Raw genomic sequence first — 20,636 nt, forward strand, 5'->3', positions numbered from 1 at the left:
CGACCATGACCGACATAACATCAACCCCCAGAGACACTTCAGGGAGAGCAACATGTCCAAAGGGCAGTCCCTTCAAGACCCGTACCTGAACATCCTGCGCAAGGAGCGCATTCCGGTATCGATTTTCCTGGTCAACGGCATCAAGCTGCAGGGCCAGATCGAGTCCTTCGATCAGTTCGTCATCCTGCTGCGCAACACGGTCAGCCAGATGGTCTACAAGCATGCCATTTCCACCGTGGTGCCGTCGCGCAACGTGCGCCTGCCGGCCCCGGACGCCGGCGCACCGTCGGACACTGATGCGTGAGGTACTGATTGTTTTTTGAACGCCCCGACGCCGGGGAGACGGCGGTCCTCGTCCATGTGGATTTCCAGGACGAGCAGGAGCGCGAGGACGCGGGTGAGTTCCTCGAGCTGGTTCGCTCGGCCGGTGCCACGCCGGCCACGCTGCTCACCGGCAGTCGCAAGCGTCCCGACTCGCGCACCTTCGTAGGGTCGGGCAAGCTCGAGGAGTTGCGAGAGGCGAAGGCCGTCCATCAGGCCGAACTGGTGATCTTCAATCACTCGCTCAGCCCCTCCCAGGAACGCAACCTCGAGCGCGAGCTCAAGTGCCGAGTGATCGATCGCACCGGCCTGATCCTCGACATCTTCGCCCAGCGCGCCCGTACCCATGAGGGCAAGCTGCAGGTGGAGTTGGCGCAGCTCGAGTACATGTCGACTCGACTCGTGCGCGGCTGGACCCACCTGGAGCGCCAGAAGGGCGGCATCGGCCTGCGCGGGCCGGGCGAGACCCAGCTCGAGACCGACCGCCGCCTGCTGCGGGCGCGCATCAAGGCGATTCACAAGCGACTCGACAAGGTGCGCAGCCAGCGCAGCCAGAATCGTCGGGCCCGCTCCCGGGCCGAGATTCCCAGCGTGTCGCTGGTCGGCTATACCAACGCCGGCAAGTCCACGCTCTTCAACGCCCTGACCACCGCCGAGGTCTATGCGGCCGACCAGCTCTTCGCTACCCTCGACCCGACGCTCAGGCGTGTGGAGATCGAGGACGTCGGCCCGGTGGTGCTTGCCGACACCGTGGGCTTCATTCGTCACCTGCCCCACAAGCTGGTCGAGGCCTTCCGCGCGACCCTGCAGGAGGCCGCGGAGGCGAGCCTGCTGGTGCACGTGATCGACGCCGCCGACCCCGACCGTGAGCTCAACGTCGGCCAGGTCGAGGGAGTGCTCGAGGAGATCGGGGCGCATGATCTACCGACGCTCAAGGTGATGAACAAGATCGACTTGCTCGACAGCGCCCCGCGCATCGAGCGCGACGGCGAGGGCCGCCCCGAGGTGGTCTGGGTCTCGGCCCAGCAGGGCAAGGGGCTCGAGCTCCTGGAGCAGGCGCTCTCCGAGTGCCTGGCCGATGACATTATCGACCTCGATCTGGCCCTGGCTCCGGAGCAGGGCAAGCTGCGCGCCGGCCTGCACGAGCTGAATGCGGTGCGCGAGGAGCGCTTCGACGAGGCGGGCCACAGCCTGCTGAGGGTGCGCCTGCCGCGGCGCGACTTCCTGCAGCTGATGTCGCGCCTGGGGGAACGGGCAGACGACTACCTGCCGGCGACCCTGCAGGAGAAGCCGGTCTGGGAGGCGTAAATAGACGTAAGACGAGCGGGGCAGGACGCCCCGCCGCGACTACAACATCACAACAGGGACGCCGGGCACGGCCGGGCGGCACCCGAAGGATCGCAACGGACGCCCGTCGAGAGCTGTCTTGGCGACGGGACGCAACGCAGAGTGGAGACGACGAATGGCCTGGAATGAGCCTGGTGGTGGCAACCAGCACGACCCCTGGAGCGGTGGGGGCCGTGGTGGCAACGGCGGCGGCAAGGGCGGCGGCAATCAGGGGCCGCCCGACCTCGACGAGGCCCTGAAGAAGTTTCAGGACAAGCTCAACAACATGCTAGGTGGCCGCGGCGGCAAGCGTGGCGGGTCCGGAGGCAAGGGCGGCGGTGGCAAGCCGCGCAATGCCTTCACCCTGCCGGGCCTGCTGATCGTGGTGGCGCTGGCCATCTGGGCGGCCTCCGGGTTCTACCTGGTCGACCAGTCCGAGCGCGGCGTGGTGCTGCGCTTCGGTAAGTTCCAGGAAGTGGTCACGCCGGGTCTGCAGTGGAACCCGCCGCTGATCGATGACGTGCGCATGGTCAACGTGACCCGGGTGCGGTCCCTGACCCAGACCCAGTCGATGCTGACCCAGGACGAGAACATCGTCTCGGTCGAGATCTCGGCCCAGTACCAGGTCGCCGATCCGCGCTCCTACGTGCTCAACGTGCGCAACCCGGAGCTCAGCCTCGAGAACGCCCTGGACAGTTCGCTGCGCCACGTGGTCGGCGGGACCGACATGATCGACATCCTGACCTCCGGCCGTGAGATTCTCGGCAGCTCCGTGGCCAGCCGCCTGCAGTCCTACCTGGACAACTACGGCACGGGGATCCTCGTGCAGACCCTCAACGTGGAGTCCACCTCGCCGCCCGATGCGGTGCAGGAAGCCTTCGACGACGTCATCCGTGCCCGCGAGGATCGCCAGCGCACCATCAACCAGGCACTGGCCTACGCCAACGGCGTGATCCCGGCGGCCCAGGGTCAGGCACAGCGTCTGGTCGAGCAGGGTCAGGGCTATCGCGAGTCGGTGGTGGCCGAGGCCGAAGGTCAGGCGAACCGGTTCAATGCGCTACTGACCCAGTACCAGGACGAGCCGGACATCATGCGCGAGCGCCTCTACCTCGACGCCATGTCCGAGGTCTACGGCGAGACCGCGAAGGTGATGGTGGACGTGGCCGAGAACAGCCCGCTGATGGTGCTGCCCCTCGAGCGTCTCTCCGGCGCCGGCTCCTCGGGCGCCACGGCCCAGGGCAATAACGACGCCGAACTGGATCCGCGGGTGCTCGAGCGCCTCGGCGCCAGCCAGTCGTCTAACAGCAGCAGAAACAACAGCAGCACCGGAATCCGCAGGGAGGGCCGTTAATGATGATCAATAACCGATCCCTGTTCATCGTGGGTGGCCTGGCCGCCATCGCCTGGCTGGCCAGCAACAGCCTCTACGTGGTCGACGAGACCGAGCGTGCGGTGAAGCTGCGCTTCGGCGAGATCATCGAGGAGGACATCCAGCCCGGGCTGCACGTCAAGATCCCGATCACCCAGACGGTGCGGACCTTCGATACCCGGGTGCTGACCCTGGATACCGACCCGAGCCGTTACCTGACCCTCGAGCAGAAGGCGGTGATCGTCGACTCCTACGTCCAGTGGCAGGTGATCAACCCCACCCGCTACTACGAGGCGACCTCCGGCGACGAGTTGCAGGCGGTGCGGCTGATCGGGCCGCGGGTCGACGAGAGCCTGCGTAACGAGTTCGGCCGCCTGAACCTGCAGCAGATCATCTCTGAGAAGCGCGATGACCTGATGACCGGTCCCACTGAAGACCTGAATGCGCTGATGCGCGACGAACTCGGCGTGGCGATCCTCGATATCCGCGTCAAGCGCATTGACTTGCCCGAGGATGTCTCTTCCGCCGTGTATGAGCGCATGCGTTCCGAACGCGAGCGCCAGGCCCGCGAATGGCGCGCTCAGGGGCAGGAGGAGTCCGAGCGGATCCGCGCCAACGCCGATCGCCGGCGCCAGGTGCTGCTCGCCCAGGCCCGGGCGCGCTCCGAGACGCTGCGCGGTGAGGGCGATGCCGAGGCCGCGGCCATCTTCTCCGAGGCCTACGGTAAGGACGAGGAGTTCTTCAGCTTCTGGCGCAGCCTCGATGCCTATCGCCAGAGCTTCGAGGGCGACGGCAACATGCTGGTGCTGGACCCCTCCAGCGACTTCTTCCAGTACCTCAAGAGTCCGGCCGCGACGGACCAGTGAGCCTGGCGGCGGGCGGTGCGCCGCCCGCCGGTCGGGGTTCAACCGGCCTGCAAACGTGATAGAATCCTTAAACCGGGCGTGGCCCGGTTTTTTTGTGGCCTCTCCCCGGCGCCCCACTCGCCGATCCGCCTCGCGCGACCCGGGAATCGCCGAAGGCCCACCATCGTCTAGCAGGATGAACGACATGACCATCGCTGACCGCTGGCTGCTCCCCGACGGCATGGACGAGGTACTGCCGCCCCAGGCCAGTCGCATGGAGGAGCTGCGCCGAGCGCTGCTCGACCTCTATCACCGCTGGGGCTACGATCAGGTGATGCCACCCCCGGTGGAGTTTCTGGATTCCCTGCTGACCGGCACCGGGACCGACCTCGATCTACAGACCTTCAAGCTCACCGATCAGATGACCGGCCGAATGATGGGTGTCAGCGCCGACGTCACGCCCCAGGTCGCGCGCATGGACGCTCACTCCCTGCGTCGCCAGGGGCCGGTGCGGCTCTGCTACTGCACCAACGTGCTGCGCGCCAAGGCCGATCAGTATCAGGGCGGCCGTAGCCCGGTGCAGGTCGGGGTGGAGCTCTTTGGTCATGCCGGCCTCGAGGCCGACCTGGAGATCCTGCGTCTGGCCCTGGCCAGCCTCGAGACGGCCGGTGCCGCGGAGATCCACCTGGCGCTCGGTCACATCGGCATCTACCGCAGCCTGGTCGAGGCCGCCGGCCTCGATGCCGATCAGGAGCGTGCGCTGTTCGATGCCCTGGCGCTGAAGTCGCCGGGCGAGCTGAATGCTCGCGTCGAGGAGAGCGTGCGCGACCCCGGGCTGGCGGCGATGTTCCGCGCCCTGGGCGACCTGCACGGCGGGCGTGAGGTGCTGGAGGACGCCCGCGAGGCCTTCCAGGAGGCGCCCCAGCCGGTGGGCGCGGCCCTGGATCAGCTGCGGGCCCTGGTCGATGGGGTGCTCGCCGAGTATCCCGGGGTCGAGCCCTACTTCGACCTGGCCGAGCTGCGAGGCTATCAGTACCACACCGGCATGATGTTCGCCGCCTACGTGCCGCACTACGGCCAGGCCCTGGCCAAGGGCGGGCGCTACGACGACACCGGTCGGGCCTTCGGACGGGCGCGGCCGGCCACCGGCTTTTCCATGGACCTGAAGCTTCTGGCCACCCTGGCCCCCGGCGAGCCCGAGCCCGACGGCATCTGGGCCCCGGCCGACGGCGAGGGGCTCACCGACGCCCTCCAGGCGCTGCGCCAGCAGGGCGAGCGCGTCGTCCAGGCGCTGCCCGGGCAGCGCACCGGTCCGGCGGAACACCGCTGCGATCGCCGCCTGGAGCGTATCGACGGTCGCTGGGAGCCACGCTTCCTCGAGACCCCACAGGACCGCGCCTGACGGCCAGCGGTCAATGACCTCGGCCCTGGGCCTTTTCAAGGGCGCGGTGCCGCAACGAGAGACGAGAGCACAATGGGCAAGAATGTAGTCGTACTGGGCACCCAGTGGGGTGATGAAGGCAAGGGCAAGGTGGTCGACCTGCTCACCGAATCCGCGTCCGCCGTGGTGCGCTTCCAGGGCGGTCACAACGCCGGGCACACCCTGGTGATCGACGGCGAGAAGACCGTGCTGCACCTGATCCCCTCCGGGATCCTGCGCAAGGACAAGCTCTGCGTGATCGGCAACGGCGTGGTGTTGTCGCCCGAGGCGCTGATGAAGGAGATCCGCGAGCTCGAGGACAAGGGCGTGCCGGTGCGCGAGCGCCTGCGCCTGTCGCCGTCCTGCCCGCTGATCCTGCCCTACCACGTACGCCTGGATCAGGCGCGAGAAAAGGATCGCGGCATCGCCAAGATCGGCACCACCGGTCGCGGCATCGGTCCGGCCTACGAGGACAAGGTCGCGCGTCGCGGCCTGCGCCTGGGCGACATGCTGCACCGCGAGCGCTTCGCCTCCAAGCTCGGCGAGGTGCTGCAGTACCACAACTTCGTGCTCAAGGAGTATCACCGCGAGGAGCCGGTGGACTTTCAGCAGGTCTTCGACGAGGCCATGGCCATGGCCGAGGAACTGCGCCCGATGGTCTGCGACGCCGTCTCGCTGGTCCACGACATGCGCCGCGCCGGGGAGAACATCCTCTTCGAGGGTGCCCAGGGCTCGCTGCTCGACATCGACCACGGCACCTATCCCTACGTGACCAGCTCCAACACCACCGCCGGCGGCACCGCCACCGGTTCCGGCGTGGGGCCGCTCTACCTGGACTACGTGCTGGGCATCACCAAGGCCTACACCACCCGCGTCGGCTCAGGTCCCTTCCCGACCGAGCTGTTCGACGACCATGGCCGTCACCTGGCCGAGAAGGGCCACGAGTTCGGCGCCACCACCGGGCGCGCGCGCCGCTGCGGCTGGTTCGATGCCGTGGCGCTGCGTCACGCGGTGCAGATCAACTCCGTCTCCGGCATCTGCCTGACCAAGCTCGACGTGCTCGACGGCCTGGAGAACATCCGCGTCTGCGTGGGCTATCGCAGCAAGGATGGCGAGGTGCTCGACACCCCCGTGGACTCCGAGGGCTATGAAGCCATCGAGCCGGTCTACGAGGACCTGCCGGGCTGGAGCGAGTCGACCCTGGGCGTCAAGCGCGTCGAGGACCTGCCGGCCAACGCCCGCGCCTACATCAGCTTCCTCGAGGAGAAGGTCGGGACCTCCATCGACATCATCTCCACCGGCCCGGACCGCAACGAGACCATCGTGCTGCGCAATCCCTTCGGCGGCTGATCGCGACCGAGCCTCTACCGCAAGACACGAAGGCCGGCCCCCAGGGGCCGGCCTTCGCGCGTTCGGACGCCGTAAGCCGGAGCCGAGCGTCAGTAATCGATGCCGCGACGGGCCTGGAGGCCGCTGTTGAAGGCGTGTCGCACCTCGTTCATCTCGGTGACGGTGTCGGCCATGGCGACGAGCTCCCGGTGGGCGTTGCGCCCGGTGATGATCACCGTCTGCTCGGCGGGACGGTTCGCCAGCGCCGCCCTCACGGTGGCGATGTCCAGGTAGCCGAACTTGAGCATGTAGGTGATCTCGTCGAGCACCACCAGGTAGACGTCGGGATCGGCGAGCATGCGCTCGGCCTCGGCCCACACCTCCCGGCAGGCGCGGGTGTCGGCCTCGCGATCCTGGGTGTCCCAGGTGAAGCCGGTGGCCATGATCGCGACCTCGAGGCGCTCGTCCTCGGCCAGCCGCTCGCGCTCGCCACACTCCCAGAGTCCCTTGATGAACTGCACCACGCCGACCCGGTAGCCGTAGCCCAGGGCCCGGGTCACGGTGCCCCAGGCGGCGGTGGTCTTGCCCTTGCCGTTGCCGGTGAAGACCAGCAGCAGCCCGCGCTGCTCATTCGCCTCGGCGACCTTCTCATCGACGCGGGACTTCAGTTTCTGCATGGCCTGCTGGTGGCGGGTATCGCGATCGTTCATCGAAGCTCCATGGCGTGTACAAGGCTTGTCGAGGAGTGGCAGCATACGTCACCCGGCGTCGCGCGTCAGCCTTCGAGGCGGTCGCGCTGGCCAACCCGGGCCTCCATGCGCGCCAGGAAGACGGCCATGATCCGCTCGTAGAGGGCCCGGCCGAGCACGGCATCCTCGATGCCGGCATCCACGTTGGGGTTGTCGTTGACCTCGATCACCACCACCCGCTCGCCGGCCTGCTTGATATCGACCCCATAGAAGCCGTCGCCGATCAGCCGGGTGGCCCGCAGCGCCGCCTTGATCACCGCGGGCGGCACCTCGGTGGGATCGTGGGTGGTAAAGCCGCCGCTCTTCACGCGACCGCCGGAGTGGTCGTAGATCTGCCAGTGGCCCCGGGCCATGTAGTAGCGGCTGGCGAACAGCACCTGGCCGTCGAGCACGCCGATCCGCCAGTCGAAGGCGGTGGGTAGCCACTCCTGGAGCAGCAGTAGGGCCGAGGTGGCGAAGAGCCGCTCGGATTCCCGTGCGAGCTCCTCCAGCGAGGCCACCTTGACGATGCCCCGGGAGAAGGCGCCGTCGGGAATCTTCAGGACCAGCGGGAAGCCCAGGTACGCGACCCGCTCGGCCAGCGGTCGGCGATCGCCGCGCTTGAGCAGGATGCCCTCCGGCGCCGGCACGCCGCGGGCCCGCAGCAGGGCGTGCAGGTAGACCTTGTTGGTGCAGCGCAGGATGTCGCGGGGCGCATCGATCACCACCAGCCCCTCGTGTTCCGCGCGCCGGGCCATGCGATAGGTGTGGTGATCCAGCGCGGTGGTCTCGCGAATGAACAGGCCGTCGAACTCGGCGAGGCGGCCGGCGTCGCGGCGGGTGATCAGCGAGACGTCGATGCCCTGTCGGCGCCCGGCGCGAATGAACGCCTTCAGCGCCCCGCGGTTGCTCGGCGGCAGCGCCTCCTCGGGGTCGACCAGGATCGCCAGGTCGAAGCGGTAGCGGCGGCGCGCCTGGGGCGTCCGCCATACCTGGCGCGAGTGGCGATTGAGCGCCGTCGCGAAGAGGTCCTGCTCGTCGGCGGTCAGCTCGCGCAGGCGCAGGGGCTTCAGGCGTGCCAGACGCCAGGCGTCATGGCGGCGCACCAGGCGCGCCTCGAGCAGCGGGCAGGGCAGGCGCTCGAAGAGCTTGCGCGCCAGTCGCGCCAGGCCCGGCTCCCGGCAGTCGCCGAACAGCACCCGCAGGGTCAGTCGTTCGCCGGAGAGGGCGCCCTGGCGGGCCAGGTCGTCGAGCAGGGCATCCAGGCCATCGAGCTGCAGGTCGACCAGCGCCTTGCGCCCCAGCGCATTGAGCGTCTCCACCGCGGGCAGCACGCGCTGGCCCCGCGCCTGGGCCAGTAACGATACGTAGTAGCCGGTACCCAGGTCGTCGAGTTCGCCGCACAGGTTGATCACGCGGGTGGTGCGGTCCGGCTCATCGGCGCGCCGGTGCGGTTGGTCCTGGGCGAGGAAGTCGTCGGCGGTGATCAGATCCTCGGAGGGGAAATAGGGGCGCCAGTCTTCCAGGCGGTCGACGACGATGCGCAGCGGACACATGTCAGGCTTCCAGGCAGGGCGGCAGGGTGCCGCCGGAATGCGGCCAGCATGCGCCTGGGGCCGGGCGTCGACAAGCGCCGCGGTGGGTGAAAAGATTTCATGATCAGCGACGATGACATCGACATTGGCCATGATCACAATCGTCGGCAAGACCTCTGGAGACTCGAGATGACCGTCACCCTGCGCCAGGCCAGCGGCCATGACCTGGACGCCCTCTATCGCCTCGAGCAGGTGGCCTTCAGCGGCGACCGCTTCAGCCGTCGCCAGCTCTGGCACCTGCTCAATCGGGCCCATGCCCTGACTCTGGTGGCACAGCGCGGCGATCGCGACGAGCGGCCCGTGACCCTGCTCGGCTACGGCACCCTGCTGTTTCGTCGCGGCAGCCGTCGCGCCCGGCTCTATTCGTTCTGCGTGCACCCCGAGGCGCGCGGCAGCGGCCTGGGCCGGCAGCTGCTGGAGTCTCTGGAGGCCGAGGCCCGCGAACGGGAGGCCGAGGTGCTGGGGCTCGAGGTGCGGGCCGACAACGACGTGGCGATGGGGCTCTATCGGCGCATGGGCTTCACCCCGGAGTGCTGGCTCGGCGACTACTACGAGGACGGCTGCGGCGGCTGGCAGATGGCCAAGCCGCTGGTCGCCTCGGAGGAGGCCGCGCCCCGGCGCGAGGGCTGATAGAATCGGCTTCTTTCGTTCACCTTCCATGACCCGCAGGACATCGCCATGCCCTCCTTCGACATCGTCTCCGAGTTCGACAAGCACGAAGCCAGCAACGCCGTGGATCAGGCCAATCGCGAGATCCAGACCCGCTTCGACTTCAAGGGCGTCACCGCGAGCTTCGAGCTCGGCGGCGACACCGTGACCCTCGAGGCCGAGGTCGATTTCCAGCTCAAGCAGATGCTCGACGTGCTGCGCAACAAGCTGATCGCGCGCGGGATCGACGCCCGCTGCATGGACATCGAGGAGCCGGTGCTCTCCGGGGTGCGCGCCCGTCAGGAGGTGGCCCTCAAGCAGGGCCTCGACCAGAAGGAAGCCAAGGACATCGTCAAGCGGATCAAGGAGAGCAAGCTCAAGGTCCAGGCCCAGATCCAGGGCGAGAAGGTACGCGTCACCGGCAAGAAGCGCGACGACCTCCAGGCCGTCATGGCGCTGCTGCGCGCAGAGGGCGGTCCCGACCTGCCGCTGCAGTTCGACAACTTTCGTGACTGATCGTTGCGACCGACCGTCGAGACTGGCGGGCGACGGGTCGGGCGACTGACCGGGAGGCATGATCCCGGTCATCCCGATGGCGTCCATAGGCGATCGCGATTGGCACCGGGCGGCGAAATGCTCTTCAATGAGCATTGACGCCGATGAACGGGAGTGAGCACCAGATGCCGACCCTGCAACGTCTCGCCTTCCTCGGCCTGGCCTGGATGAGCTTCGGGGTAGGTGTGGTCGGCGCCTTCCTGCCCCTGCTGCCGACCACCTGCTTCATGCTGCTGGCGGTCTGGGCGGCCTCCAAGGGCTCGCCGCGCTTCGCCGCCTGGATTCGCCAACACCCGCGCTTCGGTCCCGCCATCACCGCCTGGGAATCCGAGCGGGCGATTCCCCGCCATGCCAAGCGCCTCGCCGCGGCCATGCTCGCCGTGTCGATGCTGGTGCTGGCCCTCACCGTCAGCCTCTGGTGGCTCAAGCTCGCGCTCATCGCGGGGCTTGCGCTGGTCACCGCCTGGGTCCTGTCACGTCCCGAGCCCATCGTAGCCCGCTGAGCGCCCGGCTTTGAGCTTCGGGCACGGCGGGCCGTACAATGGATCGCAATTACCGACAGGAGCCCTTCCTAGATGTCAGAACCGCAGCCGATCTACCTGAGTGACTACCGTCCGCCCGCCTACCGCGTGACCCGCACCGAGCTGACCTTCGATCTCGACCCCGCCGCCACCCGGGTCAAGGCGCGCCTGCACCTCGAGCGCCACCCCGAGCGCGAGGCCGGCGCGCCCCTCGAACTCGACGGCGAGCAGCTCGACCTCAAGGCCATCGCCATCGACGGCCAGGCGCTTGACGAGGACGAGTACGCGGTCGGCGAGGCGGGGCTGGTCGTGCACCGGGTGCCGGAGACCTTCCTGCTCGACACCGAGGTGGAGGTCACGCCCGATGCCAATACGGCGCTCTCGGGGCTCTACCGCTCCAGCGGCATGTACTGCACCCAGTGCGAGGCGGAGGGCTTTCGTCGCATCACCTTCTACCCGGATCGCCCGGACGTCATGGCGACCTTCTCCACCACGCTGATCGGTGATGCCGCGACCCTGCCGGTGCTGCTCTCCAACGGCAATCCGGTCGAGCGCGGCGAGCTGCCCGGCGGGCGCCACTTCGTCACCTGGGAGGACCCGCATCCCAAGCCCAGCTACCTGTTCGCGCTGGTGGCCGGCGACCTCGAGAAGGTCGAGGATCGTTTCACCACCATGAGCGGGCGCGAGGTGACCCTGCAGCTCTTCGTGGAGGAGGAGAACCTCGACAAGACCGACCACGCCATGGCCTCGCTGAAGCGCGCCATGACCTGGGACGAGCAGACCTACGGGCGCGAGTACGACCTGGACCTGTTCATGATCGTCGCGGTCAACGACTTCAACATGGGTGCCATGGAGAACAAGGGGCTCAACATCTTCAACTCGGCGGCGGTGCTGACCCATCCCCATACCGCCACCGATGCCGCCTTCCAGCGCGTCGAGAGCATCGTCGCCCACGAATACTTCCACAACTGGTCCGGCAACCGCGTCACCTGCCGCGACTGGTTCCAGCTCTCCCTCAAGGAGGGCTTCACCGTCTTTCGTGACCAGTGCTTCTCTGCCGACACCAACTCGGCGCCGGTCAAGCGCATCGAGGACGTCTCCTTCTTCCGCACCGCCCAGTTCGCCGAGGATGCCGGCCCCACCGCCCATCCGGTACGTCCCGATCACTACATCGAGATCGGTAACTTCTACACCCTGACCATCTACGAGAAGGGCGCCGAGATCGTGCGCATGCTCTCGAACCTCGTGGGAGAGGAGGCCTTCCGCCGCGGCAGCGATCTCTACTTCTCGCGCTTCGACGGCCAGGCGGTGACCATCGAGGACTTCGTCGACTGCATGGCCGAGGCCTCGGGCGAGGATCTCGGCCAGTTCCTGCGCTGGTACTCCCAGGCGGGCACCCCCGAGATCGACGCCCACGGCGAGTACGACTACGCCAACGCCGAGTACCGGCTGGTGCTTCGCCAGCGCACCCCGGCGACCCCCGGCCAGGCCGAGAAGCAGGCCCTGCACATCCCGGTGCGCCTGGGCCTGGTGGGCACCAAGTCCGGCCGCGACCTGCCGCTGACGCTGGACGGCGAGGCGCTGGGCACCGACGCGGTGATCCACCTGCGCGAGGACGAGCAGGAGTTCATCTTCACCGAGGTCAGCGAGGCCCCGGTGCCGTCGCTGCTGCGCGGCTTCTCGGCGCCGGTCAGGCTGCATTTCCCCTTTGGCCGCGAGGACCTGGCGTTCTTGCAGGCCCACGACTCCGATGGCTTCAATCGCTGGGATGCCGGCCAGCGCCTGGCCCTGCTGGCCCTGGACGATCTGATCGCCGCCCACCGCAACGGCGTCGAGAAGGTGATGGATCCGCGGGTGGTCGAGGCCTTCCGCGGCGTGCTGGAGGCCCGTATCGACGACAAGGCGGTGCTGGCCCAGATGCTGACGCTGCCCTCGGAGGCCTACATCGCCGAGCAGCAGCCACTGGTCGACGTCGACGCCATCCATGCCGCCCGCACCTTCGTCAAGCAGTCCCTGGCCCTGGCGCTGCGTGACGACTTCCTGCGCGTTTTCGAGGAGAACCGCTCGGAGGCGCCCTATGCGCCGGAGCCCGAGCAGATCGCCGCGCGCAGCCTCAAGAACGTGGCGCTCTCGTATCTCATGGCCATCGAGGACGAGGCGGGGCTCGAGCTTGCCCAGGCGCAGTTCGCGGCGAACCACAACATGACCGACGTGCGTCATGCCCTGACCCTGCTGGTGCATGGCTCGCGCGGCGACATCGCCGACCCGGCGCTGAAGGCCTTCGGCGAGAAGTGGGCGCACGATCCGCTGGTGATGGACCAGTGGTTCAGCCTCCAGGTGACGCGTCCCCAGGCGGACGTGCTCGATCGCGTGAAGTTCCTGATGGCGCATCCGGCCTTCTCGCTGAAGAACCCCAACCGGGTGCGCGCGCTGATCGGCGCCTTCGCCAACCAGAACCCGGTCAACTTCCACCGGGCCGACGGTGCGGGCTACCGGTTGCTGGCCGACACCGTGATCGAGCTCAACCGGCTCAACCCGGAGATCGCCGCGCGGTTGATCACGCCGCTGACCCGCTGGGCGCGCTTCGACGAGGCGCGACAGGAGCTGATGAAGGCCGAGCTCGAGCGCATCCGCGCCGAGGAGCTCTCGCCCAACGTCTATGAGGTGGTGGAGAAGGCGCTCGCCTGAGGGAGCTCCCCGCCAGGAAATGACGCTCCAAAAACGACAGCGCCGCCCGAGAGGGCGGCGCTGTTTTTATGAGATGAAGGGTCAGTTGATCAGCCAGCTGAGCACCGTCACCCCCAGTAGCCACCAGATGAGCATGACGATGAAGGCGCCCCGCAGCAGGGCGGCCACGCCCTTCCACAAGAGCCACAGCCCCAGCGCCAGCACCAGCAGGCTGATCAGGGTGATGGGGATGCCCAGGGAGTCGGAGAGTCCCTGCATGAAGCTGCCGGCCGCCTCGTCGAGGCCGGAGAAGAAGCCGGTCAGGCCATCGACGATGAAGCGGATGAACTCGCCGAAGGCGTTACCGATGAAGCTGAAGACGTCGTCCATGGAGGTGCGTTCCGATGTGGGGGAGCCTCGACCTGCCAAGGCCCCGGAGGGCGAGGCTCGCGCGTGCCGGTGGGGCCCCGAGAGTCAGGCGATGGAGGAAGTATCGCGACAAGCGGCCCGCGCTGACAAGTCGGGCGCGTCGCTCACCCCAGCTGGCTGGCCTTGGACACCACGCCGGCCTCCTCGGCGGCGCTGTCGGCCAGCGCCCGGCCGGCTTCGTCGTAGACATGGAAGACCGCATTGGCCCCCAGCTCGCGGATCGGCTCGATCTCCTCGGGATACTCAACCACGGCGGTGATGCGCCCCGGAAACTCGCGGGAACGCAGCTGCTTGAGGGCGAAGAGGTTGCCCGCGTGGTGCGGCATCGCCAGCACCACCATCTGCACGTCGCGGGACATCAGGAGCTTGTCCCAGAAGTCCGAGTCCACGGCATCACCCTCGAGGATATTGAAGCCGCGGCCGCTCAAGGTCTTGACGCTCTGGGGATTGCTGTCGATGCCCAGCACGCGCAGGCCATACTCCTTCTGCAGGCGACGATAGACGCTGCGGCCGATACGCCCCATGCCGAGCACCACCGCCTCGGCGTCGCCGACCTCTATGGGGCGGTCGCTGGGTGAGAGCTCGCCAACGCTCACCGCCGGCAGCCGCGGCTCCAGCCAGCGATAGACCCGCTCGCTCACGCCGTTGAGGACGGCCGACAGCCCGAAGCTGAGCGCCACGGCCAGGGAGATCACCACCAGCCAGTCCCCCGAGAGCCAGCCGCTGGAGACCGCGATGGCGCCCACGATGAGGCCGAACTCCGAGTAGTTGGTCAGGCTGAGGGTGGCCAGCACCGAGGTGCGGTGGCGCATCTTGAAGCGCATGAAGATCGCCTGATAGATCACGCTCTTCAGCGGCAGGATCAGCACCAGCAGCAGGGCCGCGCCGAGCATCTCGGCACTCGGCATGGCCGTCAGCCCGATGCTCAGGAAGAAGCCCACCAGCAAGAGCTCCTTGAGGCTGAACATCGAGCGCGCCAGGGTCTGGGCGGCGGGGTGGGGCGCCAGCAGCAGGCCGATGATCAACGCGCCGAGATCGCCCTTCACGCCGACGGACTCGAACAGCGCGTAGCCCAGCACCAGTGCCAGCAGCATGCCGAACAGCATCTGCATCTCGCCGTGCCCCAGCCGGTCCAGCAGGGCGCGCAGGGCGGGTGCCAGCGGGATCAGCAGTACCAGGCCCAGGGCCCAGGGGCTCGGCAGCTCGCCGGAGGAGGCGGTGATGAACAGCACCGCGTAGATGTCCTGCATGATCAGCACGCCGATGGCCAGCCGGCCATAGGCGGTCTGGGTCTCGCTGCGCTTCTCCAGCACCTTGACCACGAAGACGGTGCTCGAGAAGGAGAGCGCGAAGCCGAGCAGGGCCAGGGTGGGCCAGCCGGTGTCGGCCAGCAGCGAGAGGCCCAGCCACTTGATCAGCGCCAGCAGCATCACCATCACCAGGGTCGAGGCCAGCATGTGCAGGGAGGCGCCGCCCCAGACGTCACGGCGCAGCAGGGTGCGCACGTCCAGCTTCAGGCCGATACTGAACAGCAGCAGCACGACCCCAATGTCGGCCAGGGTCTCGAGCAGCGGGGTCTTGTCGAAACCCAGCGCGTTGAGCACGAAGCCGCCGGCGAGAAAGCCCACCATGGGCGGCAGCCGCAGCAACATCGCGGACATGCCGCCGAGGAAGGCCGCGAGAAGAAAGGCCGGTTCGATCATGCACACTCCCTGTTCTGCAATCTTCGGCAAGACCGATAGTGTAGGGAAGTCGTCAGGTGAATGGCATTCATGATTTGGTGTATGCCCGTCGGCGATGACGCGGTCGTGACAGGGTGGCGGTTCGGCGCGCAAGGATGAGCCGTGAGCAGAAAAGGGAGCGTCGGGCCAGGGTGAGTCAGAAGAGTGTGAGTCAGGAAAGGGGAATCAGGAAAGGGTGATTCAGGACAGGGTGAACCGGGCAAGGAGAGGACGAATGGCCAGGCTGATCCTCAACGGCAAGTCGGCGCAGCTGCCGGAGGTGCGCGAGGCGGTCTTCGCGCGGCGGGCGGCGGGCGATGCCCTCGAGGTGCGCGTCACCTGGGAGGCCGGCGACGCCGAGCGCATGGCGGAACAGGCCGCTCGCGACGGCGTCGATCGGGTGATCGCCGGCGGCGGCGACGGCACCGTCAACGAGGTGGTCAACGGCCTGATGCGCGTGCCGCGCGAACGCCGGCCGGTGCTCGGCATCCTGCCCTTGGGCAGTGCCAACGATTTCGCCACCTCGGTGGGCCTGCCGCTGGCCTGCGCGCCGGCCCTCGAGGCGGCCCTGAGCCTGCCGGGGCAGCGCGTCGACGTGCCCCGCCTGGACGACTGGCACTTCTTGAACATGGCCACCGCCGGCTTCGGTGCCGAGATCACCTCGTCCACGCCCAAGGGCTTGAAGCGTCTCCTCGGCGGCGGGGCCTACTCGCTGATCGGGGCCGTCAAGGCCTGGCACATCAACCACTATGCCGGGCGGATTCGCTGGCAGGAGGGCGAACGCCGGGCCGAGATCTGCCTGCTGGCCATCGGCAATGGTCGCCAGTCGGGCGGGGGACACGTGCTGACCCCCCAGGCCATGCTGGACGATGGGCGCCTCGACGTGCTGATCCTGCACGACATCGGCTCGGTGACCCAGCTGCGCGCCATGCGTCACGAGCTAGAGACGCGCCCCGCCCGCGGCACCCATGTCGATACCCTGAGGGTCGACTGGCTCGCCTTCGAGGCCGACGAGAGCGTGCCGCTGACCCTGGATGGCGAGCCCGCCCGGCGGAAGGAATTCATGGTGACGATCGATCCCGCGGCGCTGTCGCTGGCGGTGTCCTTGACGTGCCCGCTGCTCTCCCACCCGGCATGAGGCTACTATGACCGCTGGGACATACGATACATGGCAACCGCCCTCGGGCGGACCGATTCCGGTCGACAAGGGAAGACGACATCATGAGCCTCTCGCTGATCATCCCCGTTGTGCTGCTGGGCCTCCTGCTGGTCTACGGGGTGGCCATCTATAACCGCCTGGTGGCGCTGAAGAACCGCTACAAGAATGCCTTCGCCCAGATCGAAGTGCAGCTCAAGCGCCGTCACGACCTGATTCCCAACCTGGTCGAGACAGCGAAGGCCTACATGAGCCATGAGCGGGAGACGCTGCAGGCGGTGACCGAGGCGCGCAATGCCGCCGAGGTGGGACTGCAGCACGCCGCGGCCAGGCCCGGCGAGCCCGGCCCGATGGCGGAGCTCGCCGGCGCCGAGGGTGCGCTGGGCGCCGCCCTCGGGCGCCTCAACGTGGTGATGGAGGCCTATCCGGACCTCAAGGCCTCCGAGAACATGCGCCAGCTCAGCGAGACGCTCACCAGTACCGAGAACCGGGTGGCCTTCGCCCGGCAGGCCTACAACGACGCGGTGATGCAGTACAACACCTATCGGCAGAGCTTTCCCCCGGTGCTGCTGGCGGGCTCCTTCGGCCACAAGCAAGAGGCGGCCCTGCTGGAGTTCGAGGACAGTGCCGAGATCCAGACGGCGCCTCGAGTGAATTTCTGAGTCGTCGCCCATGGACTTCTTCACGGCACAGGATCGTGCCCGCCGGATGACCGGCCGGCTGGTCATTCTGCTGGTGCTGGCGGTGATCGCCCTGATCGTCGCGGCGTCCCTGGCGGTGGCGCTGGCGGTGACGCTGCTCGAGGGAGGCACTCTTGCCGCCGATCCCCTGGCACGCGCCCAGGATCCACGCCTGCTGGGCGGGGTGGCGACGGCGGTGATCCTGGTGGTGGGGGTGGGCAGCCTGGTGCGCCACCTCCAGCTGCGCGCTGGCGGCAGCGTGGTGGCCGAGGCGCTGGGCGGGCGACCGCTCAACCTCGAGACCCGCGACGAGGAGGAGCGCCGGCTGCTCAACGTGGTGGAGGAGATGGCCATCGCCTCCGGCATGCCGGTGCCGGAGGTCTTCCTGCTCGAGGATCAGGCGATCAATGCCTTCGCGGCAGGCCATGACCTCGATGATGTGGCGATCGGCGTCACCCGGGGCGCCATCGAGTCGCTGGATCGGGACCAGCTGCAGGGGGTGGTCGCCCACGAGTTCAGCCATATCCTCCACGGTGACATGCGCCTGAACCTGCGGCTGGTGGCGCTGTTGCACGGGGTGCTGGTGATCGGCCTGGTCGGTCGCATGCTGCTGCATGCCTCCGGCGACCGTCGCACGCGTTCCCGGCGGGGGGGCGGGCACGTCGCGGTGCTGGGCCTTGGCGCGGCGCTGATGGTGCTGGGCTATGCCGGGACCCTGTGCGGCAACCTGATCAAGGCGGCGGTGAGCCGGCAGCGGGAATTCCTGGCCGATGCCAGCGCCGTCCAGTACACCCGTAACCCCGGGGGGATCGGGGGAGCCCTGAAAGTGCTGGCCGTCCATCGCCTGGGCTCGCGACTGCTCGCCTCCCATGCCCAGGAGTTCAGCCACCTGTTCTTCGGCAGCGGTGTGCGTTCCCTGTCCCGTCTGACGGCCACCCATCCGCCGCTGGAGGCGCGTATCCGCCGAGTGGAGCCCCACTGGGACGGCAGCCTGCCCCCCGTGCCGGCCATCCGCTCGGCATCGCCACGTCCTGCGGCCGTTTCGCCGCAGGGGGCCGCCTCCCTGGCGGCGAGGGCGCCGGCCGACCAGGCGACGGCCGAGGCCATGGGGGCCGGCGCCCGGGCAACCGAGGCGGCAGCCGCCGACGCGATCGTGGCGAGTGTCGGCCGGCCGAGCGCCGAGGACATCGGCCGAGCCCGTCGGCGGCTTGGCGAGATCGACGAGCGCCTGATCGAGGCGGCCCACCAGCCCTCTGCCGCTCGGGCGCTGGTCTACGGCATCCTGATGGGCGCCGATCCCGCCAGTCGCGAGGCACAGCGCGAGGCCCTGGTCGGCCAGGCCCAGCCCGATGTGCTCGTCGAGCTCGAGTCGCTGGAGGTGCCCCTGTCACGGCTGAGGCCCGGCCAGCGCCTGCCGCTGATGGAGCTGGCGCTGCCCGTGCTGCGGCGGCTCTCCGTGGCGCAGTCGACGCGCTTCCAGGCCTGCCTGCGTCGACTGATGGCGCTGGAGTCGCGTCCCGGCGCCCTGCAGTGGGCGTTGCACCGGCTCGTGCTCCAGGGGATGCAGGGCGAGCGCCGGGCTCGACGCGACCGCCACCTGGCCGACCTCTCCGGCCCGCTCTCTCTGCTGCTCTCGACGCTGGCCCGGGCCGGTCAGCAGGATGATCGCCAGGCGCTGGCGGCCGTCGAGCGGCTCTCGGCGGTGCTGGGCGTGCCACTGGACTTCGTGCGTGAGCCCGCCCTGGCCACGGACCTCGACTGGGCCATGGCTCGACTGGTGCGCCTGGCCCCGTCCGAGCGGGCCCCGCTGCTGGCGGCCATGAGCTGCTGCGTGGCCCACGACGGCCGGATCGAGCCCGAGGAGGCGGAGTTGCTGAGCGCGGTGGCCTGGACCCTGGGCTGTCCACTGCCGAGTCCGGCGCGTCCGCTCGATGAGAGGGACGGTGGGTCGGCTGGCGAGTCGGGCAACGAGACGGCATGATGAGTGATCGGTTTCCCCATCCCACATCAGCGGAGGACGTCGCGATGCTCACCCCCTTTCACCTGGCCGTTCAGGTCCGTGACCTCGACGAGGCCCGGCGTTTCTATGGCGATCTGCTGGGCTGCCCGGAGGGTCGTTCCAGCGACACCTGGATCGACTTCAACCTCTATGGCCACCAGTTCGTCTGCCACCTGAATCCGGCGCTGGGCGAGCAGGGCCTCGACGACCACCGCAATCCGGTCGACGGTCACGGCGTGCCGGTCCCGCACTTCGGCGTGGTGCTGGAGATGGCCGACTGGGAAGCCCTGGTCGACCGGCTCACCGCGGCGGGCGTGCGTTTCGAGATCGAACCCTATCTCCGCTTTCGCGGTGAGCCGGGCGAGCAGGCCACCATGTTCTTCCGCGACCCCAGCGGCAATGCCATCGAGTTCAAGGCCTTTCGCGATATCGCCGGCCAGCTGTTCGCCACCTGAGGCGAACCGTCACCTTGCGGCCGTGAGGGGGCTCTGGTGCAATGGCGCCCTTTATCGGCAGGAACAGGAGAACGATCATGAAACCCTGGATGCCGCTGGTCTCGGCCCTGGCGCTGGTCGCGGGGCTCGCCGGCTGCGATAGCGGCGACGACACGCCGACACCGTCGGAGAGCGATGGGACGCAGCAGGCGGCGAGCCAGCCGGCCGAGCCGGCGCCCACGAGCGAGGAGGCGACCGAGCAGCCCCCCGATCAGGCCAGCGAGGCGCCGCCCGCGACCGAGCAGGCCACTGAGCAGACCACCGAGGCGGCGACAAAGGCGGCAACAGAGCAGGGCGAGATCGCCGTCGAGGCACAAGGCGATGTCGACGCCGAGACGATGGACGAGTCGCTGCCCGGCGAGACGAGCCGCACCGACGTCGATGCCATCCTCGAGGAGACCGAGCGGCGCTTCGAGGAAGCCAGCCGGCGCATCGACGAGCAGTTCGAGCAGGCGGAGCGGCAGCGGCCCGAGCGCGAGCCGATCCCCGAGGCCAAGGCCTCGGCCGATCTGGAGTCGGTCCTGGAGGAGTCTTCCCCGCTGCCGGATGAGGTCTCGGCGGTGCCGGACGAGCTCGGCGAGGAGGAGGTCGACGCCATCATCAAGGAGACCGAGAAGCGCTTCGAGGAGGCGAGCCGCCAGATCGAGGAGCAGTTCCAACAGGCCGAGCGCCGGGCGCCGGGTGCTTCTTCCGAGCTGGACGCCGAACTGTCCTCCACACCGTCCTCCGAACCGTCTTCCGAACCGTCTTCCGAGCTGGACAACGAGGCCGGCAGCGACTGATGCCTCGACGCCCGTCACTGCTTCCCTGCAGGACGGGCCCCGACACGAAAA

The 20,636-nt window shown here is 68.4% G+C and carries 19 protein-coding genes; 15 read left to right on the forward strand and 4 right to left on the reverse strand.

Translation table 11 applies throughout. From position 1 onward, the window contains the following. The first annotated feature begins 52 nt into the window (after nucleotides 1–52). The 6 genes from hfq (at nucleotide 53) to ABE957_RS14350 (ending at nucleotide 6,631) form a co-directional block, all read left to right on the forward strand. Nucleotides 53–304, forward strand: coding sequence for an RNA chaperone Hfq (gene hfq, locus ABE957_RS14325; RefSeq protein WP_089847152.1), 252 nt, complete (start codon nucleotides 53–55; stop codon nucleotides 302–304). An 8-nt stretch (nucleotides 305–312) separates the two neighbouring features. Next, nucleotides 313–1,629 (forward strand): ribosome rescue GTPase HflX, encoded by a 1,317-nt coding sequence (gene hflX / locus ABE957_RS14330; RefSeq protein ID WP_349759334.1) that lies wholly within the window; start codon nucleotides 313–315, stop codon nucleotides 1,627–1,629. A 154-nt stretch (nucleotides 1,630–1,783) separates the two neighbouring features. Next, nucleotides 1,784–2,998 (forward strand): FtsH protease activity modulator HflK, encoded by a 1,215-nt coding sequence (gene hflK, locus ABE957_RS14335; RefSeq protein WP_349759336.1) that lies wholly within the window; start codon nucleotides 1,784–1,786, stop codon nucleotides 2,996–2,998. 2 nt (nucleotides 2,999–3,000) lie between these two features. After that, complete coding sequence (hflC, locus tag ABE957_RS14340; RefSeq protein ID WP_349759414.1) at nucleotides 3,001–3,882, forward strand: protease modulator HflC; 882 nt, start codon at nucleotides 3,001–3,003, stop codon at nucleotides 3,880–3,882. Between the two features lie 184 nt (nucleotides 3,883–4,066). Beyond that, complete coding sequence (locus ABE957_RS14345; protein WP_349759337.1) at nucleotides 4,067–5,263, forward strand: ATP phosphoribosyltransferase regulatory subunit; 1,197 nt, start codon at nucleotides 4,067–4,069, stop codon at nucleotides 5,261–5,263. Between the two features lie 72 nt (nucleotides 5,264–5,335). After that, nucleotides 5,336–6,631 (forward strand): adenylosuccinate synthase, encoded by a 1,296-nt coding sequence (locus tag ABE957_RS14350; protein ID WP_349759338.1) that lies wholly within the window; start codon nucleotides 5,336–5,338, stop codon nucleotides 6,629–6,631. 89 nt (nucleotides 6,632–6,720) lie between these two features. Here the strand turns inward: ABE957_RS14350 and cobO are convergent, their stop codons facing one another. Then, nucleotides 6,721–7,320 (reverse strand): cob(I)yrinic acid a,c-diamide adenosyltransferase, encoded by a 600-nt coding sequence (gene cobO, locus ABE957_RS14355; protein WP_349759339.1) that lies wholly within the window; start codon nucleotides 7,318–7,320, stop codon nucleotides 6,721–6,723. A 65-nt stretch (nucleotides 7,321–7,385) separates the two neighbouring features. Then, nucleotides 7,386–8,894: a RimK family ATP-grasp domain-containing protein gene (locus ABE957_RS14360; protein WP_349759340.1), complete on the reverse strand. Its 1,509-nt coding sequence runs from the start codon at nucleotides 8,892–8,894 to the stop codon at nucleotides 7,386–7,388. Between the two features lie 168 nt (nucleotides 8,895–9,062). On the opposite strand from ABE957_RS14360, the gene ABE957_RS14365 reads away from it, so the two are divergent. The 4 genes from ABE957_RS14365 to pepN all read left to right on the forward strand — a co-directional run bounded on the left by ABE957_RS14365 (nucleotide 9,063) and on the right by pepN (nucleotide 13,345). Then, entirely contained in the window at nucleotides 9,063–9,563 is a 501-nt protein-coding gene (locus ABE957_RS14365) for a GNAT family N-acetyltransferase (protein ID WP_349759341.1), read from the forward strand. 48 nt (nucleotides 9,564–9,611) lie between these two features. Then, entirely contained in the window at nucleotides 9,612–10,097 is a 486-nt protein-coding gene (locus tag ABE957_RS14370; RefSeq protein WP_349759342.1) for a YajQ family cyclic di-GMP-binding protein, read from the forward strand. Nucleotides 10,098–10,261: 164 nt separating this feature from the next. Next, a complete protein-coding gene (locus ABE957_RS14375) occupies nucleotides 10,262–10,639 on the forward strand; it encodes a YbaN family protein (RefSeq protein WP_349759343.1) in 378 nt (125 codons plus the stop codon). Nucleotides 10,640–10,711: 72 nt separating this feature from the next. Beyond that, nucleotides 10,712–13,345, forward strand: a complete 2,634-nt coding sequence (pepN, locus tag ABE957_RS14380; RefSeq protein ID WP_349759344.1) for an aminopeptidase N — start codon at nucleotides 10,712–10,714, stop codon at nucleotides 13,343–13,345. Between the two features lie 81 nt (nucleotides 13,346–13,426). Here pepN and ABE957_RS14385 read toward each other — a convergent pair whose 3' ends face one another. Together ABE957_RS14385 and ABE957_RS14390 are read right to left on the reverse strand one after the other, a co-directional pair. Continuing rightward, a complete protein-coding gene (locus ABE957_RS14385; RefSeq protein WP_349759345.1) occupies nucleotides 13,427–13,714 on the reverse strand; it encodes a hypothetical protein in 288 nt (95 codons plus the stop codon). Nucleotides 13,715–13,857: 143 nt separating this feature from the next. Continuing rightward, on the reverse strand, nucleotides 13,858–15,456 hold the full coding sequence (locus ABE957_RS14390) for a cation:proton antiporter domain-containing protein (RefSeq protein ID WP_349759346.1): 1,599 nt from the start codon (nucleotides 15,454–15,456) through the stop codon (nucleotides 13,858–13,860). A 253-nt stretch (nucleotides 15,457–15,709) separates the two neighbouring features. Between ABE957_RS14390 and yegS the strand changes: the two genes are divergently transcribed. From yegS to ABE957_RS14415, 5 genes are all read left to right on the forward strand, one after another. Then, nucleotides 15,710–16,612: a lipid kinase YegS gene (gene yegS / locus ABE957_RS14395; RefSeq protein ID WP_349759347.1), complete on the forward strand. Its 903-nt coding sequence runs from the start codon at nucleotides 15,710–15,712 to the stop codon at nucleotides 16,610–16,612. Between the two features lie 83 nt (nucleotides 16,613–16,695). Then, nucleotides 16,696–17,292: a LemA family protein gene (locus ABE957_RS14400; protein WP_349759348.1), complete on the forward strand. Its 597-nt coding sequence runs from the start codon at nucleotides 16,696–16,698 to the stop codon at nucleotides 17,290–17,292. A 10-nt stretch (nucleotides 17,293–17,302) separates the two neighbouring features. Beyond that, nucleotides 17,303–19,291 (forward strand): M48 family metallopeptidase, encoded by a 1,989-nt coding sequence (locus ABE957_RS14405; protein ID WP_349759349.1) that lies wholly within the window; start codon nucleotides 17,303–17,305, stop codon nucleotides 19,289–19,291. Between the two features lie 44 nt (nucleotides 19,292–19,335). After that, nucleotides 19,336–19,764: a VOC family protein gene (locus ABE957_RS14410; protein WP_349759350.1), complete on the forward strand. Its 429-nt coding sequence runs from the start codon at nucleotides 19,336–19,338 to the stop codon at nucleotides 19,762–19,764. A 77-nt stretch (nucleotides 19,765–19,841) separates the two neighbouring features. Continuing rightward, a complete protein-coding gene (locus ABE957_RS14415; RefSeq protein WP_349759351.1) occupies nucleotides 19,842–20,585 on the forward strand; it encodes a prolipoprotein diacylglyceryl transferase in 744 nt (247 codons plus the stop codon). The last annotated feature ends 51 nt before the right edge of the window (nucleotides 20,586–20,636 follow it).

It is taken from the genome of Halomonas pelophila, assembly GCF_040196315.1.
Classification (GTDB): Bacteria; Pseudomonadota; Gammaproteobacteria; order Pseudomonadales; family Halomonadaceae; genus Halomonas; species Halomonas pelophila.

Bases quoted from the DNA above. Each gene is read 5' to 3' on its own strand.
- ABE957_RS14370 (WP_349759342.1), top strand. From the start codon at position 9,612: ATGCCCTCCTTCGACATCGTCTCCGAGTTCGACAAGCACGAAGCCAGC.
- hfq (WP_089847152.1), top strand. From the start codon at position 53: ATGTCCAAAGGGCAGTCCCTTCAAGACCCGTACCTGAACATCCTGCGC.
- cobO (WP_349759339.1), bottom strand. From the start codon at position 7,320: ATGAACGATCGCGATACCCGCCACCAGCAGGCCATGCAGAAACTGAAG.
- pepN (WP_349759344.1), top strand. From the start codon at position 10,712: ATGTCAGAACCGCAGCCGATCTACCTGAGTGACTACCGTCCGCCCGCC.
- ABE957_RS14375 (WP_349759343.1), top strand. From the start codon at position 10,262: ATGCCGACCCTGCAACGTCTCGCCTTCCTCGGCCTGGCCTGGATGAGC.
- ABE957_RS14415 (WP_349759351.1), top strand. From the start codon at position 19,842: ATGAAACCCTGGATGCCGCTGGTCTCGGCCCTGGCGCTGGTCGCGGGG.
- ABE957_RS14400 (WP_349759348.1), top strand. From the start codon at position 16,696: ATGAGCCTCTCGCTGATCATCCCCGTTGTGCTGCTGGGCCTCCTGCTG.
- ABE957_RS14385 (WP_349759345.1), bottom strand. From the start codon at position 13,714: ATGGACGACGTCTTCAGCTTCATCGGTAACGCCTTCGGCGAGTTCATC.
- ABE957_RS14390 (WP_349759346.1), bottom strand. From the start codon at position 15,456: ATGATCGAACCGGCCTTTCTTCTCGCGGCCTTCCTCGGCGGCATGTCC.
- yegS (WP_349759347.1), top strand. From the start codon at position 15,710: ATGGCCAGGCTGATCCTCAACGGCAAGTCGGCGCAGCTGCCGGAGGTG.
- ABE957_RS14350 (WP_349759338.1), top strand. From the start codon at position 5,336: ATGGGCAAGAATGTAGTCGTACTGGGCACCCAGTGGGGTGATGAAGGC.
- ABE957_RS14410 (WP_349759350.1), top strand. From the start codon at position 19,336: ATGCTCACCCCCTTTCACCTGGCCGTTCAGGTCCGTGACCTCGACGAG.
- ABE957_RS14345 (WP_349759337.1), top strand. From the start codon at position 4,067: ATGACCATCGCTGACCGCTGGCTGCTCCCCGACGGCATGGACGAGGTA.
- ABE957_RS14405 (WP_349759349.1), top strand. From the start codon at position 17,303: ATGGACTTCTTCACGGCACAGGATCGTGCCCGCCGGATGACCGGCCGG.
- hflK (WP_349759336.1), top strand. From the start codon at position 1,784: ATGGCCTGGAATGAGCCTGGTGGTGGCAACCAGCACGACCCCTGGAGC.
- ABE957_RS14365 (WP_349759341.1), top strand. From the start codon at position 9,063: ATGACCGTCACCCTGCGCCAGGCCAGCGGCCATGACCTGGACGCCCTC.
- hflC (WP_349759414.1), top strand. From the start codon at position 3,001: ATGATCAATAACCGATCCCTGTTCATCGTGGGTGGCCTGGCCGCCATC.
- ABE957_RS14360 (WP_349759340.1), bottom strand. From the start codon at position 8,894: ATGTGTCCGCTGCGCATCGTCGTCGACCGCCTGGAAGACTGGCGCCCC.